Below are 16755 nucleotides of genomic sequence, written 5' to 3'. Positions count from 1 at the left end.
ATCTCAGTGACAACTTGCAATTTAAAGGACATCGAATAGTCCTTCTGTGTACGCTTAACGTACTGTGAATGATTGATTTCTTTCATAACGCTACTTTTTGTGTAACGCTATTTCAGGACGAGACACAGAATAAAAAAAGGGTTTACATTTTGTAAGCCCTTTTTTAATGCCCTTTCGGACCGATTTTTATTCCAGTTTAGCCTTTTACCGCTACGGTTTCTATCTCGATCAAAACCCCCAGCGGAAGTTCTTTAACGGCAAATGCAGCCCTTGCAGGCGGATTCTGGGTGTAATACGCACCGTAAACTTCATTCATCGGTTTAAAGTTCGCCATATCGCTAAGCAAACAAGTAGACTTTACTACGTCGTCAAACGAATAACCGGCAGCCTCCAGAATAGCTCCAATGTTTTTCATGACCTGCTGAGTCTGTTCCTGAATTCCGCCTTCCACCACTTTCATGGTTACCGGATCAAGCGGTACCTGACCGGAAATATAAAGCGTTCCGTTAACCTCCAATGCCTGGCTGTATGGACCAATAGCCTGCGGAGCCTTATCCGTTGCAATAATCCGTTTCATCTCATTAAAATTGTTTATTTCGTTCGTATTCGATGGAACTCCCATGATTTTAATTATACTTGTTTGTGGTTAATCTCCGTCATGGTCGTTTCATAATATTGTATATTTTAGAAATTATTGTCGTAATGACTCTTTTGCTTCTTAACCTTTAGATCTGCCAGCATCGACGATTTTGCATTGATGGTAAAGCTGTAGCTTTTCCTGAATCCGAAGGGAACAAAGTTGAACGACATGGCCCAACAATGCAAATCCCTTGTGAGGTTAAAAGTAGTAAACGAAAACTCGCCGGCCTGAATATCAAAGTTGGTATTCATACTCATCTTCCACTTTTCTGTAATACTGACATTCCCTCTGAACCCGAGCGTTTGAGTTACCCGGCCATTGGGCGCTGAAGCTGATTTACCGGTGTAATTCATGCTGTAATCAAATCCAAAATCCCAGGGTATATTGAAGTCGACATAATTCGCATACGTTGATGCCAGCATATCTTCTTCAACCGGTGGAGTATTTTCATCTTCTCCCGGTATTTCTGAAGCTCCCTGCTGATTATTTTGACCGCCTCTCCCGTCCTTGCTTTTCGATTTAAAATTCATTCCGAATGAAAGATTAGCACGGGTCAAACGCCCCAATTTACCAAAACCACTTCTTTCGTTCCAGGTATACTTGTGGATTTTTCGGTAATTTTCGTCCACCATGTACGGATCCATTGTAGCTCCGGCATTAATACTAACACCGGCGACTGTTGTACGCCCCCTGATTGAAATCGGGGCAAGGTTTAAAGAGTCGGCAATCAAATCGTAAGAAGTACTCAAACTCAGGTTATCGATCAGTTTTACCTTCTTGTACTTTTGATCTCCTTCAGCCTTTGTGGTATCACGGGTATCCAGTTTTTTCATCTCCAGGTTATTGCTTAACGAGAATGAAATAGATCCTGATTCTCCCCTTCCCGGCGAACCTCCGTAAATTCCTCCAAGGTTAGTATCCAGGTAACGTACAGTTCCCATAGAATCTACCTGAACATCCTGCCAGTAGCCAAATTTATCCTTCCCAAAATCGGGCCGGTAGCTAAACGAAATCGAGGGTGTCATTTTATGCCTGATACCGACCACTTTTGAATTTCGGTTAAGCGGCTGAAAGTTTCCGTAAATATTGGTTGATGCACTAACACTGTACGCATAATCGTATACACGGTTTAATCCGGTGATGGTATCTACGCGCACTGTATTGGGTACGCCCGACGGATTGTTGACGTAATTAGCACCCTTTTCGTACTCGTACTCATATTTTTTAAAATACCACTTCTCGTTGTAGCTGATTCCCGGACTGAAATTAATGTATTTAAACAGGTTAAAACTCGGGAATGCGATCGGCACTGAATGCTTTATTCCGTTTTGCCAATCGGTAGCAAACGAGCTGCTAAAAATCTCATCTTCCTTTGCTGTAATTGAATTTTTGAAATTACCCGTATAATTTATTCCGAAATTCTCATAGAATTTAAGCTTCCCGCTTCTGTTTTTCTTCCTGAACGGATACACTTTTGCCATACTAAATGTTAACTCCGGCATCGAAAGCGACATGGTACTGTCGCGGGTGTTCTGAGAATGCCGCAGGTTCATCGACATGTTAAAAGGAGTGTTCTCAAAACGACGGGAATACGATACACTCGACGATTTTGTTGTTGTCAGATAGTCCTGGCTGCTATATGAGTTCTGTTTGTCGTATCCGGTAGAAGACAAGTTTACACTGGCCGAAAAGGTTTGATTGGGATTTGCCTTTGCATCCTGGGTATGCGACCATAAAACTTTAAACTGATTTGATTTCTGGTAAGTATCAAATCCTTTTTCGCCGTACTTGTTAATCGCATAATCGAAGCTAAAGTTTCCGCTAAACTTGTAGCGTTTGCGGTAATTCGTTTTTGCACGGCCTCCCCACGATCCTTTGGAGTAAATGTCGCCCTGTACGGCTAAATCGAAGTATTCGCTGGCCGCCCAGTAATAACCTCCATCACGCAAAAAGAATCCCCGGTTGTTTTCTTCTCCGTATGTCGGAATCAGGATACCCGACGAGTAAGAAGGCGAATTCGGGAAATATCCGAAAGGAAGAATCGGGAAATAAAGCGGAAAATCTTCCAAAACCATGTAAGCCGGTCCCGTGATTATCTTTTTATTTGAAATCACCTTTGCTTTGGTAAGCTGAAGGTAAAAGTGCGGATGATCGGCATCACAAGTGGTATACTTGGCTTTTTCCGTTACAAATACTTCCTTTCCAATTTTCTTGGTACGGTCGCTATGAATAAAACCTTCGCCCTGTTGCGATACTACTTTGGTAATAAAGGCTTTTTCGGTGTCAAAATTATACCGCATCGTTTCCGATTCATACTGCTCCGATCCCTGTTTAAAAATAGGTTTCTGCTTCATGGTCCCGGTCGAATCAACAATACCTTCAGCATAAATCTCCTTTGTTTCAAGGTCAAGCTGAATATAATATGCGGTAAGCTCGATTTGCTGGTAAGTTACTTTTGCATTGTTATACAAATAAACCTTCTGACCGTCGAGCGAAACAATCATTGAATCCTCTGCATTATAAACAATCGGATCGACCAGAAACGGATCTTTTATTTTGGAAGTATCGGTAACGGCCAGCGTTGAATCCAACGCAAGGGTATCCATTGCAACCGTATCGGGCGCTATTAACTCAAGGTTTTTATCGACGGGCGAATTGGGTACAGAAAATGTAGTTCCCGGTTCCTGACCAAACAGAAGCCAGCAAGGGCATGCGATAAAAAGATATGTTAAAAATGATTTCCTCAAAATGTTTTCTGTGTTTCTACACCACTAAGGCTGGACAAAAATATAAATATGACCAAGACTATTTGTCTAGAAAATGCAAAATAATTCTAATTTTCTATTTTTAACGTTTAAAACACGGAGCCTTGGTTATAAAGGAAAATTCCGGCATACCAGATAATATTCGTCCAGTTTTGGGGGTTTAATAACTATAAATCGGCAATACGCATGAAAATCAGCTGTCAAAAACATATTTATCTGATCGTATTCATCTTGTCTTTCTTTGTGCTGTTCCCTGTAAAAAAAGGGCTAACTCAGTCGAAAGACGCAAGCCGGCTGTCGGTAATTGTGATCGATCCCGGCCACGGTGGCAAAGATCCGGGAACGGTAGGAGGAAATGTGGAGGAAAAAAATGTAGTGCTCGACATTGCCCTGAAACTCGGAGAACAGATCCAAAAAGAGTTTCCGGATATAAAAGTGGTATACACCCGCAAAACCGATGTGTTTATTCCCTTACACAAACGGGCCGAAATTGCGAACAAAAGCAACGCCGATCTTTTTATTTCGATACATGCCAATGCGGTTGAACAAAGCTATGTATACGGCACCGAAACTTTTGTTCTGGGGCAGCACCGGAGTCAGGATAACCTGGAGGTGGCCAAGAAAGAAAACTCCGTAATCCTTTTGGAAGACGATTATACCAATACTTACGAAGGTTTTGATCCCAACTCCTCTGAGTCCTACATTATGTTTGAACTGGTACAGGACGAATATAAGGAGCAGAGTATTTCCCTGGCGAACATTGTTCAAAATGAATTCAGAGAACGAGCTATGCGAAAAGACCGCAGCGTAAAAGAAGCCGGATTTCTGGTTTTGCGGCGTACTACCATGCCCGGAGTCTTGATTGAAACCGGATTTTTAAGCAACTCCTCAGAACGAAACTATCTGAGTAGCCCTGGCGGACGTGCCAACATCGCTTCTGCTATCTTCAGGGCATTTAAAACATACAAAACCGACGTTGAACAGAAAAGCAGTTTTCACCTTGTAACCAGCGACGTCAAACCACAGCCAGTTCCCCGTCCAGTTGCTGAATCGAAAAAACAGGCTGCCCCGGCTATCGAAACAAAACCAAATACAGTAAAAAAGGATCTTTACTATTCCATCCAGATAGCGGCACTAAAAAAGAAATTGAATCCTGCGGCAGAGAATTTTGAAGGTCTGACCAACGTTTTTCGGGTAGACGCACCGCCACTTAGCCGATACTTCTCGGGCAAGTACGAAAACCGCTCAACTGCAGAAGCCGAGCTGTCTGCAGTTCAGAAAAAATACCCCGCCGCATTTGTGGTTGCGTTCCACAACAATCAGTTAATTTCTGTAAAAATGGCTCAGGAATTGGAGAAGTGAGAACTGAAATCGCTAATTTTACAATAAATATAGCAAAACCTGATCATGAGATTATCTAAATATTCGAGACTTGGAATCCTTATCGTTATAGCGCTCACCATCTTTTTCTGGGGTTTAAGTTACCTGAAAGGAAACGATTTTTTTTCGCGCACCAGTTACTATTACGTGTATTACGATCGTGTTGACGGGCTTGCACCTTCCAGCAAAGTTATGATGAATGGCTACCCAATCGGAAAAGTAAGAGATATCACTTTTGCCCCCGACAGAAGCGGGCGTTTGATCGTAACCTTGGCCATCGACTCTGAATTTGGTATACCGACAAACTCTGTGGCACAAATTATCAGCAGCGACATCATGGGAACCCGATCGGTAAAACTTGATATGAGCGACGAGCTAACTTATCATCATGCCAACGACACCATTCGTGGCTCCATCGAGCACGACCTGAAAGAGCAGGTGAGCATGCAGGTTCTCCCACTAAAAAACAAAGCGGAAGAACTTTTGGGAACTCTGGATTCGGCACTGACGGTTTTTACCGCCATTTTAAATGAAGATGCCCAGGCCAATTTATCGGCGAGTTTTGCCAACATCAACCAAAGCATTAAAAACATTGAAGCCACCACTGCTGACCTGCAGGAAATAGTTGCCGCTGAAAAAGGAAGCATGAAAAACATTATTACGAATATTGACTCCATCACCACAATGTTTAAAAACAATTCTTCAGCTTTTGAAGCAACCGTGCAAAACCTTCATGCATTCAGCGATACCATGTCACAAATATCGGTATCGCCGGTTTTGGATAACATTGAAAACATTTCGGAACAACTTATCGCCACACTCGACAAACTGAACAGTGATGACAATACGGCCGGGCTCCTGCTGAATGATGATGAATTGTACTACTCCATCAACATGCTTTCAGAGAATATGGCTTTCCTGATTGCCGATGTTCAAAAAAATCCGAAACGTTACCTGCAATTTTCGGCTTTTGATTTCGGGAAAGACGTGTACGTAAACACAAAGCAAGATCTGTCATCAAAAGATATTGTTTTTAAGGTTCATCTTGTTTCGAGCAAAATAAAACTCGATTTAAACAGTGATCGGTTTAGCGGGATAAAGAATGTAGAAGAATATTATTCGGGAGGAGTTTATTCGTATTTGGCAGGTAACTCGGGCGTTTACTCCGAAATCGAACTTCTGTTTAGTTCCATTCGGAAAAAATTTCCTGATTCGAGCATTGTTGCATTCAAAAACGGACGCATTATTACACTCGAAAAAGCTCTACGTAAGATACAGTAAGGGATAGCGAAAATCGGGGGTTTTAATTAACAAAATATATCTCTGACCACTACCAACCAGTTATTCTTGTATATATCAAGGCATTAAGCATAACAATCTGATTTTCAGTAAATTAAAAATGATATATTTTTTTTACCTTATAAACGCCTGAAATAGAAACTGATAAATAATTAAGTTTTAAAACAATAGAAATACGATTTTTTTTTTCATTTTTTTTTCGCAATTTTTGTCCTCAGGAATACCACTAAGGAAATTTTTTGTAGAACCTCAATTATCCTGCAATTGTAAATGAGCAACGAATACAAATCTGCATGGGAGAAGTGCCTAAACGTTATAAAAGATAACGTTCCGAGTAGCAGCTTCAGGACCTGGTTTGAGCCTATCGAACCGGTAAAATTGGAAAACCAAGTGCTGACGATCCAGGTACCAAGTGCATTCTTTTATGAATATCTTGAAGAACAATTCATCGATATTCTGAGAAAGACTCTGCGCATGGTAATTGGTCCGGCAGCAAAACTGGAGTACAATGTTGTAATGGGAAATAAAAACGGTAATCAACCATACACTGTTAATTACCCGACCAACAACAACACCAAAATCCAGAACAAACCATTAACCATCCCGTTAAAGTCGGATGAAAAACCGACCATCCGGAATCCGTTTATTATTCCGGGCATCCAAAAACTTCAAATTGATCCGCAATTAAAGCCGGACAATACCTTCGAAAATTTTGTAGAAGGAGACTGCAACCGCCTTGCCCGAAGCGCAGGTTATGCAGTAGCCCAAAATCCGGGAGGAACGGCGTTTAACCCGCTGATGATCTATGGAAACTCGGGGCTGGGAAAAACGCACCTGGCACAGGCAATTGGAATTGAAGTAAAAGAGCGCTTTCCGGATAAAGTGGTTCTGTATGTAAATGCCAACAAATTTCAGACACAATACACCGAAGCAACACGGAACAACAACCGTAACGACTTCCTGCATTTCTATCAAATGGTAGATGTACTGATTCTGGATGACGTACATGAATTTGCTGGCAAAGAAAAAACACAGGAAACGTTCTTCCACATCTTCAATCATTTGCACCAAATGGGTAAGCAGCTGATTCTTACCTCAGACAAACCGCCGATCGAATTGAAAGGTATGGAGCAAAGATTATTGTCGCGTTTCAAATGGGGATTAACAGCCGACCTGCAAATTCCTGATTTTGAAACCCGTATGGAGATCCTCCGTCAAAAAGTATACAAAGACGGAATTACTCTTTCGGAAGAAGTGCTGGAGTACATTGCGTCGCATGTTACCAATAACGTACGAGAACTGGAAGGTGCCTTGGTTTCGTTGCTGGCACAATCGATGTTGAACAAAAGAGAGATTACACTCGAACTGGCCGCCAAGCTCATCAATAAGCTGGTGAAAAATTCGAAACGCGAATTGTCGATCGAGTACATTTCAAAAGTTGTTTGCGATTATTTCAATATGCCCGTTGACGCACTTCAGACCAAAACCAGAAAACGCGAAGTGGTTCAGGCACGGCAAATCGCCATGTACTTCTCGAAAAGTTTAACCAAATATTCGCTGGCAAGTATCGGGGCGCAAATTGGAAGTAAAGACCACGCCACAGTGTTACACGCCTGCAAAACGGTAAATAACCTGAAAGATACCGACAAGAACTTCCGGGTTTTTGTGGAAGAAATAGAGAAGAAATTGAAAATGTAAAATACACGGCAGACTTTTAAGTCTGCCTTTTTTTTGCCACATGATCTACCTTGCAGCAAGCATCCTCTCCTCTTCACTGATCTTTGTTGTATTTCGTGTTGCCAAACACTACCAAGCAAAGCTGGCAGTGCTGATCACCATTAACTATCTGGCAGCCACACTTCTTGGAATTTTCCTTTTTGAACCGTTAGAAACATATTCAACCGAAAGCACAATACGCTGGATTCCTTATGCTGCGCTGCTCGGAATCTTGTTCGCGCTTATGTTCTTCGTTGTCGGGAAAAGTACGCAAAAGGCCGGAATAACAGTTACAAGTCTAGCGACCAAGCTTTCGCTGGTATTTCCCGTTTCTTTCTCGCTGTTCTATTTTGAGGAGGAGTTGTCATTTTTAAAACTGTTAGGAATTATTTCGGCAGTTGTTGCAGTTGCCCTCACGGTTTATAAAAAGGATCTCAAACGAACCAACCTGAACTATGTGCTGCTACCCGCGTTCATCTTCATAGGAAGTGGAATAGTCGATTCGCTGGTGAAATTTGTACAGGCAACAAAAATCACTGCTAGCGAAGTAAGTTTATATACCACGCTCGTATTTTTTGCGGCGCTGATTTGCGGGACCGGATATCTTCTGCTCTCCCGGCAATGGAGTACCCGTCTGCACCTCCCTACTCTTTTGTTGGGCGTTTTACTCGGAACCGCAAATTTTGGTTCACTCTATTTTATACTACAGGCACTCAACAAAACAGGCATGCCCGGTTCGTTGGTTTTTGCGTTGAATAACATGCTTATTGTTGCGCTTACCACTGTTTTAGGCCGGATGATTTTTAAAGAAAAGCTGAATAAAACTAACTTTGCAGGAATTGTGCTGGCAATGATCAGTTTGTATTTATTATTCTAATGAACGACGTTTACAAAACCATCGAGCAAACAAGTACAGGATATTTCAAAGACAAAGGAAGTAAGTTTTATTCCTATGCTTACCCCATCCGGGAAGAGGAAGAAGTCAAAGACATTATTCAGCAACTAAAAAAAGAGCACCACAGTGCCCGGCACCACTGTTATGCCTGGCGTTTGGGAACCGAAGAAATTACCACCCGCGCCAACGACGACGGAGAACCGTCTTCCACTGCCGGAAAGCCAATACTCGGGCAACTTCAAAGTTACGAGGTAACCAACATTCTGGTAGTGGTGGTACGTTATTTTGGAGGTACTCTTTTGGGCGTAAGCGGGTTGATCAATGCTTACCGGAATGCAACTATTGAAGCCTTAAACAATGCCGGAATTATTACAAAACTGATTGAAACCAGCTACGAACTGAAGTTTGGTTATGATTTGCTCAACACCGTAATGTATCATATCAAACAGGAAAACCTGAACATTACCGTAACTGATTTTCAGGAAAACTGCCGCTTGGTTTTTAAGGTTCGGAAAAGCGATGCTGAAAAGGCATTCAACATTTTTGACCAGATTTACGGGCTTGGGATAAAGAAAATTAGCGGGTAAATTCAGTGTTAATAAAATGGTGAAAAGTACCGGCAGGCAATTCCGACAAATGTTATTTAAAGAACCTATTTTTGAGCCATGATGCAAAGTGCGATATTCCTTTCAACTTTTCTAAAAAGAGGCATCACAAGCCTCCTGCAGAAGGTTCTTTTTCCTGAAAAATGCATCGAACGATTAGAATCATCAATCGTATATTTTGATAAAATAGTAAACACTTTTTATCAATTCAACGAAAACCAACATTTTCATTACCGAAATGTTGGTTTTTTTCTGTTACGGCATTCCGAAATTAAATACTATAAATAATGGCAATGAAGAAGGATTTATTATCGATTACCGATTTTTCGAAAGAAGAATACCTGCGTATTCTCGAATTGGCTGCCGAGTTTGAAGAAAACCCAAACCAGGAGCTGTTAAAAGGGAAAGTGGTAGCCTCGCTGTTTTTTGAACCCTCTACCCGAACACGTTTAAGCTTTGAAACCGCCATTAACCGTTTGGGCGGACGTATCATCGGCTTTGCCGACCCCGACAGTTCGAGCGCAACCAAAGGAGAGACCCTGCACGATACCATTAAAATGGTAAGTAACTACGCCGATCTGATTGTGATGCGTCACCCGTTGGAAGGAGCAGCGCGTTATGCCGCCGAAGTTTCGAAGATCCCCGTTATTAATGCCGGCGACGGAGCCAACCAGCATCCCACCCAAACCCTGCTCGATATGTATTCGATTATGAAAACACAGGGTACACTCGACAACATTAATCTTTTTATGGTTGGCGACCTGAAATACGGAAGAACCGTACATTCATTGCTGCAAGCCATGTCTGAATTCGAAAATCCAATCTTCAATTTCATTGCACCACCCAACCTAAAAATGCCTCAGGGGTATCTGCACCACCTGCAGGAAAAGGGTATTCGCTATTTTGAACACGAAGAATTCACCGATATAATATCTGCAGCCGATATCATTTACATGACACGTGTACAAAAAGAGCGGTTTGTAGATCCGATTGAATACGAAAAAGTGAAAGACGTATATATTCTGAATAATGAAATGCTAAAGAACACCAAGCCCAATATGAGAATCCTTCACCCGCTGCCAAGGGTAAACGAGATCAGCACCGATGTTGATGCCAACGAAAAAGCCTATTACTTCGAACAGGCCAGAAATGGTGTTTTTACCCGCGAAGCCATTATTTCACATGTGATGAACCTTAAATAAAAATCCAATGGAAGCAAAAGATAATGCGAAAAAGAAGCTAAAACTAAAAGTAAGCGCCATAAAAGAAGGTACGGTGATCGATCATATTCCGGCCAATAGCCTGTTTAAGGTCATCAGCATTTTGGGCTTAGACAAAATTCAGAACCAGATCACTTTTGGAACCAACCTCGACAGCGAGAAGTTGGGCGCCAAAGCCATTATAAAAGTAAGTGATGTTTTTTTTGAAGATGTGGAAATCAACAAAATTGCCTTGATTGCTCCTCACGCCAAACTGAATATTATCAAAGATTACGAGGTAGTAGAAAAGAAAATTGTTGAAACACCGGATAAAATTACCGGGATTGTGAAATGTTTCAACCCGAAATGTATTACCAACAATGAAAAAATTACGACTTGTTTCAAGGTTATCGGGAAGGCTCCGATTGCGCTAAAATGCAAGTACTGTGAGAAGATCACGACGGAAGAACAAATACGAATGATATAATTTTTGTGTCTTCGGAGATAAATCCGCTTTTTGGTATTGCAGAGAGCGGATTTTTTATATATTTGCACCACCAAAATCAAACGGGGCGCGGCTCAGGGAGATTTGGAAGTTCAAAAAGTATTGCCCAGTTGGCGGAATTGGTAGACGCGCTAGTTTCAGGGACTAGTATTCTTATGAATGTGAAGGTTCGAGTCCTTTACTGGGCACAAAAAAAGGTCAGTTTTTACTGGCCTTTTTGCTTTTAGGGGAACGCATGCCGAAACGAAAATGCAAGCATTATAAAATTGGTTACAACCTAATGCTCAAAGGAATTTTTCAAGAGGTAATAATTTCCAGTACCAGTTCCCTGGTTAACTTTCTTCCTGCAGCTTTTTCGCGAATGGCATCAAACGGGAATTTAAAATCGCAGCCTTGTTTCCAGTTGCTGCAACCGTAGGCTGTTTTTCCTTTTACAATGGTTCCGCCACATTTCGGACATTTGGGCGTTGTATCAACAGCTTTCTCCCTGACTGGAGTTTTATCCACAAATTCTACATTAAAATCATCCGTGAGTTGCAGGATACCATCCACTTTTTTGTCGCCCATTTTAAAGCCCTTCAATTTTGAGGTAGCGCGCTTTTCCAGCAGTTGGACCACTTGTTTCTCGGTAAGCTTTTTCTCCATAAAAACAAAGGGCAGCCTGAAATCACAACCATCTTTCCAACGGTTGCATCCATAAGCATTTTTCCCTTTCAGAATCGAGCCTTCCGAACATTTTGGACATTTCATTTCATCACTCGTGGCATCCTTCTCCTTTTTTTTCTTTTCGGCCGGTTTTTTTGGTTCCGGTTCGGGAGCGGCCAGTTTGACCGTTGTACGATCACTGAGCACTTCCACTACCAGATCGTAAACCATACGTTTCATCTCGTTAATAAACTTCGATGCGCTGTATTCACCCTGTTCAATTTCACGTAAACGTTTCTCCCACTGCCCGGTCAATTCGGCTGATTTTAACAGCTCATTCTGAATGGTGTCAATCAACTGAATTCCCATTTTTGTGGGATGAATCTGCTTTTTCTGCCGCTCAATGTATTTTCTCCGGAACAAGGTTTCGATAATCGCTGCCCGTGTTGAAGGTCGGCCGATTCCATTGGCTTTCATCAGATCGCGCAATTCTTCATCGTCCACATTTTTACCGGCGGTTTCCATGGCACGCAGCAACGATGCCTCGGTGTAATAACGCGGAGGTTTCGTTTCTTTTTCGGTAAAGGCTGGCTCGTGCGGACCGTGTTCTCCTACGGTGAATGCAGGAAGAATAGTGTCGCCATCGCCGCTTTTGCTATTTTCATCCTGAAACACAACACGCCAGCCCGGTTGCAGAATTTGTTTACCGTTGGCCACAAACTGTACCGTGTCCACTTCGGCTTTTACCTGCGTTTTGGCTACCGTACAGTCGGGGTAAAATACCGCCAGAAAACGGCGTGTAATGGCATCGTAAACATTTTTCTCCTGGCCTCCCAGCAATTTCTCTTCGCCGGTAGGAATTATGGCGTGGTGGTCGGTAACTTTTTTATCGTTAAAAACGCTGGTTGACTTTCTGATTTTTTTCTCCAGCAGCTTCCCGGTAAACTGGGTGTAACCTTTCAGTCCTTTTAAAATTTCGGGTACTTTCGGATATAAATCGTTGGGCAAAAAAGTGGTATCAACACGCGGATAGGTAACGGCTTTCATTTCGTACAGCCGTTGAACAATCTTTAACGTTTCGTCGGCGGTCAGCCCAAAACGGGTATTGCAATATACCTGCAAACTGGTCAGGTCGAACAGCTTTGGTGCATATTCTTTCCCGTCTTTCTTTTCAACGTCGATGATAAACAGGTCTTTATCGAGCACCTGATTCAGCAATTTTTCACCGTCCTCTTTTTTGAAGAATTTACCTTCAGTATTGCTGAAAACCGTATCACGATAAGTGGTTTGCAACTCCCAATAAGGCTGTGGCTTAAAATTTTCGATTTCGTAATGACGGGTTACCAGCATGGCCAGCGTTGGCGTTTGTACCCGCCCGATAGACAACACCTGCTTGTAAGCGCCGTATTTCAGGGTATACAATCGGGTGGCATTCATTCCGAGCAGCCAATCGCCAATGGCGCGTGAGCTGCCGGCATAATACAGGTTATCAAACTCGGTGGCTGGCTGCAGTTTTTGAAAACCATTTTTTATGGCTTCGTTGGTTAGCGACGAAATCCACAACCGCTTCACTTCGCCTTTGTAACCAGCTTCTTTCATCACCCAGCGCTGAATCAGTTCACCTTCCTGCCCGGCATCACCACAGTTAATCACCTGGGTTGCTTTATTCAGCAGGCTTTTAATCGTATTAAATTGTTTGGTCACCCCGCTATCGCCCGTCATAACCTTGGTTTCGAAACGTTGGGGCAACATGGGAAGTGTCTGCAAATCCCAGCGTTTCCATTGGGCATTATAATCCTCGGGTGGCCACAAGGTACAAAAATGGCCAAAGGTCCAGGTTACCTGGTAACCATTGCCTTCGAAATAACCATCTTTTCGCGAAGTTGCCCCAATTACCTGGGCAATTTCTTTGGCTACACTTGGTTTCTCTGCAATACAAACAATCATACGTGCTGCGAATATACAAGGAATCGTTTGTGATGAAAAAGGGAGTTATTAACAGTACCGGAAAATCCATACTCAAAAATGAATACCAATGGTAAAATTTATAATCCTGTATCGGGGAAAAGATACTATGAAAATTCCGTTGGCAAACTTAATCTCAAAATGAAATTGGTTATTGAACGACACGTCAAAATCCGGAAAAACATTTGTATTGTAGCACCTTACCCTTGTTTTTCATTTTAAACAAATCCACGCGCAAATTATATTTCAACTCTTCTTTTCGGATTGAAATAATGTGTCTGAAAAATTGCCTCTCCTGAAAAAATATTTTCCGAAGCGTTTTGACGTTTGATATTTCGGTGCAGCAAATGAAATCAAAAAAAAATGAATGTTTCGACACTGAAAAAGGCTTTATTTGCAGACCGAATTTTGAATAAATTACCAATTAAGTGAGAATAAAACTGACGCTGGCAATGCTATTGTCATTTATGACTGGTTTTGCCCAAAACTATACGCCAAAGTCTTCCGGCGAAATCGTAAAACATAATAGTTATTCATTAGCCTATTCCGAACAGCACGAACAAGCCCTTTGGGTGCTTTATCATTTAAAGCCTGAGATGGTGACCGGCGCTGCAGACAGATCGGATGATTTTCGGCCCGACCCTAAAGTGTCAACGCAATCTGCGTCGCTTGAAGATTACAAAGGCTCGGGCTACGATCGTGGTCACCTGTGTCCGGCTGCCGATATGAAACAGTCCTCCACAGCCATGTCCGAGACTTTCTTTTTATCCAATATGTCGCCCCAAGTGCCGGGCTTCAATCGGGGAATATGGAAGAATTTAGAGGAAACGGTTCGAAAATGGAGCCTGGAAGAGAATGGAATTTGGGTAGTTACCGGCGCCATATTTAAAGATAACAAAGGAGCGATTGGGAAAAATAAAGTTACTGTTCCCGGTTATTACTACAAAGTTATTTATGACTACACGGGAGAAGAAAAGATGATTGCGCTGATCCTGCCCAATTCAGAACGGGAAAAGCAACTTTCTGATTATGTGGTATCAGTTGATCTCGTGGAAGAACTTACCGGAGTTGATTTTTTTCCGCAGCTGGATGATTCAACTGAAGAAAAGCTAGAGTCTCATTCCGATCCCGGAAAATGGTCGTTCGACAGGATGGTCGTACAAGTAAAAGCTCAGCAGAAGTTAAGTTCTTTCGTTCAGTGCAAGGGAATTACAAAGAGTGGCAACCGATGTAAGAACAAGACCAATAATACCAACGGATGTTGTCACCTGCATCAATCGCAGGCCGGGCGATCATCGTTATAAAAAATCTGATTTATCAATACTTAAACTACAAACTTACCCAAAAGGTAGGTTTTGAGACAAGGGAATTGATATCTTAACGATTGCCTTAAACCCAATGGGGCAAATTCCCTAAAAATTCGACTACAAATTGCAGAACAGCTTTTGCAATCCAAACTCGCTTCACACTGACATACTGACTGTTATCCAACATTCATGCATCATTATTAGTCCAACACCGTTTAGCCAACAGGCAGTGTACTACACAAAAAAATAATTATTATGCACCATTAGTCGAACTCTGTACGGGTATCCACGTATATTCCCGAAACAAGATTAATGGAAACAACTAACAGCCTCATCCCAAATAAAAGTTTACGTTTAATCGATTTTATTGTTGATACCATTATTTACCTGGTTATCACATCGCTGATAATCGTTGCTATCAGGGACACCACAGAGCAACAATACGTTCGTTATATTTCGGCCGGAATTTATTTCTTCTATTATTTCATTTTTGAATATTTCAGCGGCCAAACGCCGGGAAAAATGATTACCAAAACACAGATTGTCTACAATAATCAGGAGTTCAAAATTTTGAAATTGTTTACACGGACAATTATCCGGTTTATACCGATAGATATCCTATCCTATCTGTTTTTTAAACGGGGGCTGCACGATTGGATTTCGAATACGAAACTTATAAAAAGGCAATAATGCTCAAAACGACTAAAATTGATGATTATGAAAACAAAAATCTTTCAGTACATTTTTGTCTTTATGATAGCCCTGTCGCTATCAAGTTGCGCAACTGTTTTTGGCGGGAAAGTATCTACTTGCCAAAAAACCAAACCTGCTGCCGGAGAGCCATCGCGTGATATGAGAGTAGGAGCCTTAATTGCTGACATCTTGCTGTTTTGGCCCGGGACAATAGTAGATTTTGCCACCGGAGCCATTTACAAACCTTGCGACAAGTAGTTATCGGCTAATTGGAGGTTTCTTAATTGAATCATCTTGATATCTGATTTAATTCAAATCGGCTAACTATTCAAAAAACAGTTATGAATATCCGGTATTCAAAACGAATCAAACGAACATCATTCTGCCTGGCATTCCTGATCTTTTTCTCAAGTTGTGCAAGCACTACTCTGTTGGAATCAACTCCATCAGGTGCAAAAGTTTATCTCAATGGGGTAAGTGTTGGAGAAACTCCATATCAACACAGAGATACAAAAATTGTGGGAAGTACGACTTCTCTTAAACTTGAAAAGGAGGGCTATGAGACGTTAAACACCTCATTTTCGAGAGATGAAAAGGCAGATGTTGGTGCTATTATTGGTGGTATTTTTGTGTTAGTCCCTTTTTTATGGACCATGAAGTACAATCCTTCTCATTCCTATGTGTTGGTTCCTTTAGACCCACAAACTTCATCTTCGGTAAATTCAGACATAACGGATTCTAAAGCTCAGAAGCTGAGAGAACTGAAGAAACTTCTGGATGATAAAATTATCACGCAGGAAGAATTTGAGATCGAAAAGAAGAAAATTTTAGAAGGAGAAGGTAAATAATTACCACTTTTAGAATTATGACAAGGTTACTCCAATTGTTACGTTGCAAAGAAGGACCGATTTTGAATCGGCCCTTCTTTGATTTAAGTTTCCATCGATAAACAATTATTTTGAAGAATTACTGCACACGAAAAAAGCGCTTAAAAAATTAAGCGCCTTTTTAATGATTATAATGTCTCGTCCTGAAATAGCGTTACACAAAAAGTAGCGTTATGAAAGAAATCAATCATTCACAGTACGTTAAGCGTACACAGAAGGACTATTCGATGTCCTTTAAATTGCAAGTTGTCACT

The 16755-nt window shown here is 41.6% G+C and carries 14 protein-coding genes and 1 tRNA gene; 12 read left to right on the top strand and 3 right to left on the bottom strand.

Translation table 11 applies throughout. The features are described from left to right. Positions 1-196 precede the first annotated feature (196 nt). Together MR764_RS19910 and MR764_RS19905 are read right to left on the bottom strand one after the other, a co-directional pair. Positions 197-577, bottom strand: a complete 381-nt coding sequence (locus MR764_RS19910; protein ID WP_247981215.1) for a RidA family protein — start codon at positions 575-577, stop codon at positions 197-199. A gap of 107 nt (positions 578-684) precedes the next feature. After that, positions 685-3387 carry a putative LPS assembly protein LptD gene (locus MR764_RS19905; RefSeq protein ID WP_247981214.1) on the bottom strand — a complete coding sequence of 901 codons (2703 nt, stop codon included), beginning with the start codon at positions 3385-3387 and terminating at the stop codon, positions 685-687. A gap of 204 nt (positions 3388-3591) precedes the next feature. On the opposite strand from MR764_RS19905, the gene MR764_RS19900 reads away from it, so the two are divergent. The 8 genes from MR764_RS19900 to MR764_RS19865 all read left to right on the top strand — a co-directional run bounded on the left by MR764_RS19900 (position 3592) and on the right by MR764_RS19865 (position 11192). Next, a complete protein-coding gene (locus tag MR764_RS19900; RefSeq protein WP_247981213.1) occupies positions 3592-4767 on the top strand; it encodes an N-acetylmuramoyl-L-alanine amidase in 1176 nt (391 codons plus the stop codon). Between the two features lie 45 nt (positions 4768-4812). Continuing rightward, positions 4813-6066: an MlaD family protein gene (locus MR764_RS19895; RefSeq protein ID WP_247981212.1), complete on the top strand. Its 1254-nt coding sequence runs from the start codon at positions 4813-4815 to the stop codon at positions 6064-6066. A gap of 288 nt (positions 6067-6354) precedes the next feature. Further along, positions 6355-7782, top strand: a complete 1428-nt coding sequence (dnaA, locus tag MR764_RS19890) for a chromosomal replication initiator protein DnaA (RefSeq protein WP_247981211.1) — start codon at positions 6355-6357, stop codon at positions 7780-7782. A gap of 40 nt (positions 7783-7822) precedes the next feature. Beyond that, entirely contained in the window at positions 7823-8677 is an 855-nt protein-coding gene (locus tag MR764_RS19885) for a hypothetical protein (protein WP_247981210.1), read from the top strand. Further along, a complete protein-coding gene (locus tag MR764_RS19880) occupies positions 8677-9282 on the top strand; it encodes a YigZ family protein (protein ID WP_247981209.1) in 606 nt (201 codons plus the stop codon). The genes MR764_RS19885 and MR764_RS19880 overlap by 1 nt, the downstream gene beginning before the upstream one ends. A gap of 311 nt (positions 9283-9593) precedes the next feature. Next, positions 9594-10502 carry an aspartate carbamoyltransferase gene (gene pyrB, locus MR764_RS19875; RefSeq protein WP_247981208.1) on the top strand — a complete coding sequence of 303 codons (909 nt, stop codon included), beginning with the start codon at positions 9594-9596 and terminating at the stop codon, positions 10500-10502. Between the two features lie 7 nt (positions 10503-10509). Next, positions 10510-10986, top strand: a complete 477-nt coding sequence (pyrI, locus tag MR764_RS19870; RefSeq protein WP_247981207.1) for an aspartate carbamoyltransferase regulatory subunit — start codon at positions 10510-10512, stop codon at positions 10984-10986. A gap of 122 nt (positions 10987-11108) precedes the next feature. Beyond that, a tRNA-Leu gene (locus MR764_RS19865) sits at positions 11109-11192 on the top strand. A gap of 109 nt (positions 11193-11301) precedes the next feature. On the opposite strand, the gene MR764_RS19860 is transcribed toward MR764_RS19865, so the two are convergent. Then, complete coding sequence (locus tag MR764_RS19860) at positions 11302-13596, bottom strand: DNA topoisomerase 3 (protein ID WP_247981206.1); 2295 nt, start codon at positions 13594-13596, stop codon at positions 11302-11304. A 446-nt stretch (positions 13597-14042) separates the two neighbouring features. On the opposite strand from MR764_RS19860, the gene MR764_RS19855 reads away from it, so the two are divergent. The 4 genes from MR764_RS19855 (at position 14043) to MR764_RS19840 (ending at position 16462) form a co-directional block, all read left to right on the top strand. Then, complete coding sequence (locus MR764_RS19855) at positions 14043-14918, top strand: DNA/RNA non-specific endonuclease (RefSeq protein WP_247981205.1); 876 nt, start codon at positions 14043-14045, stop codon at positions 14916-14918. Positions 14919-15233: 315 nt separating this feature from the next. Further along, positions 15234-15611 (top strand): RDD family protein, encoded by a 378-nt coding sequence (locus tag MR764_RS19850; protein ID WP_247981204.1) that lies wholly within the window; start codon positions 15234-15236, stop codon positions 15609-15611. Between the two features lie 27 nt (positions 15612-15638). Next, positions 15639-15872: a hypothetical protein gene (locus MR764_RS19845; protein WP_247981203.1), complete on the top strand. Its 234-nt coding sequence runs from the start codon at positions 15639-15641 to the stop codon at positions 15870-15872. Between the two features lie 83 nt (positions 15873-15955). Continuing rightward, positions 15956-16462 (top strand): PEGA domain-containing protein, encoded by a 507-nt coding sequence (locus MR764_RS19840; RefSeq protein WP_247981202.1) that lies wholly within the window; start codon positions 15956-15958, stop codon positions 16460-16462. The last annotated feature ends 293 nt before the right edge of the window (positions 16463-16755 follow it).

This window comes from Maribellus sp. YY47 (genome assembly GCF_023111095.1).
Classification (GTDB): Bacteria; Bacteroidota; Bacteroidia; order Bacteroidales; family Prolixibacteraceae; genus Draconibacterium.
The sequence above is the reverse complement of the archived record's forward strand: the minus strand, read 5'-3'. Positions and strand labels throughout refer to the sequence as shown.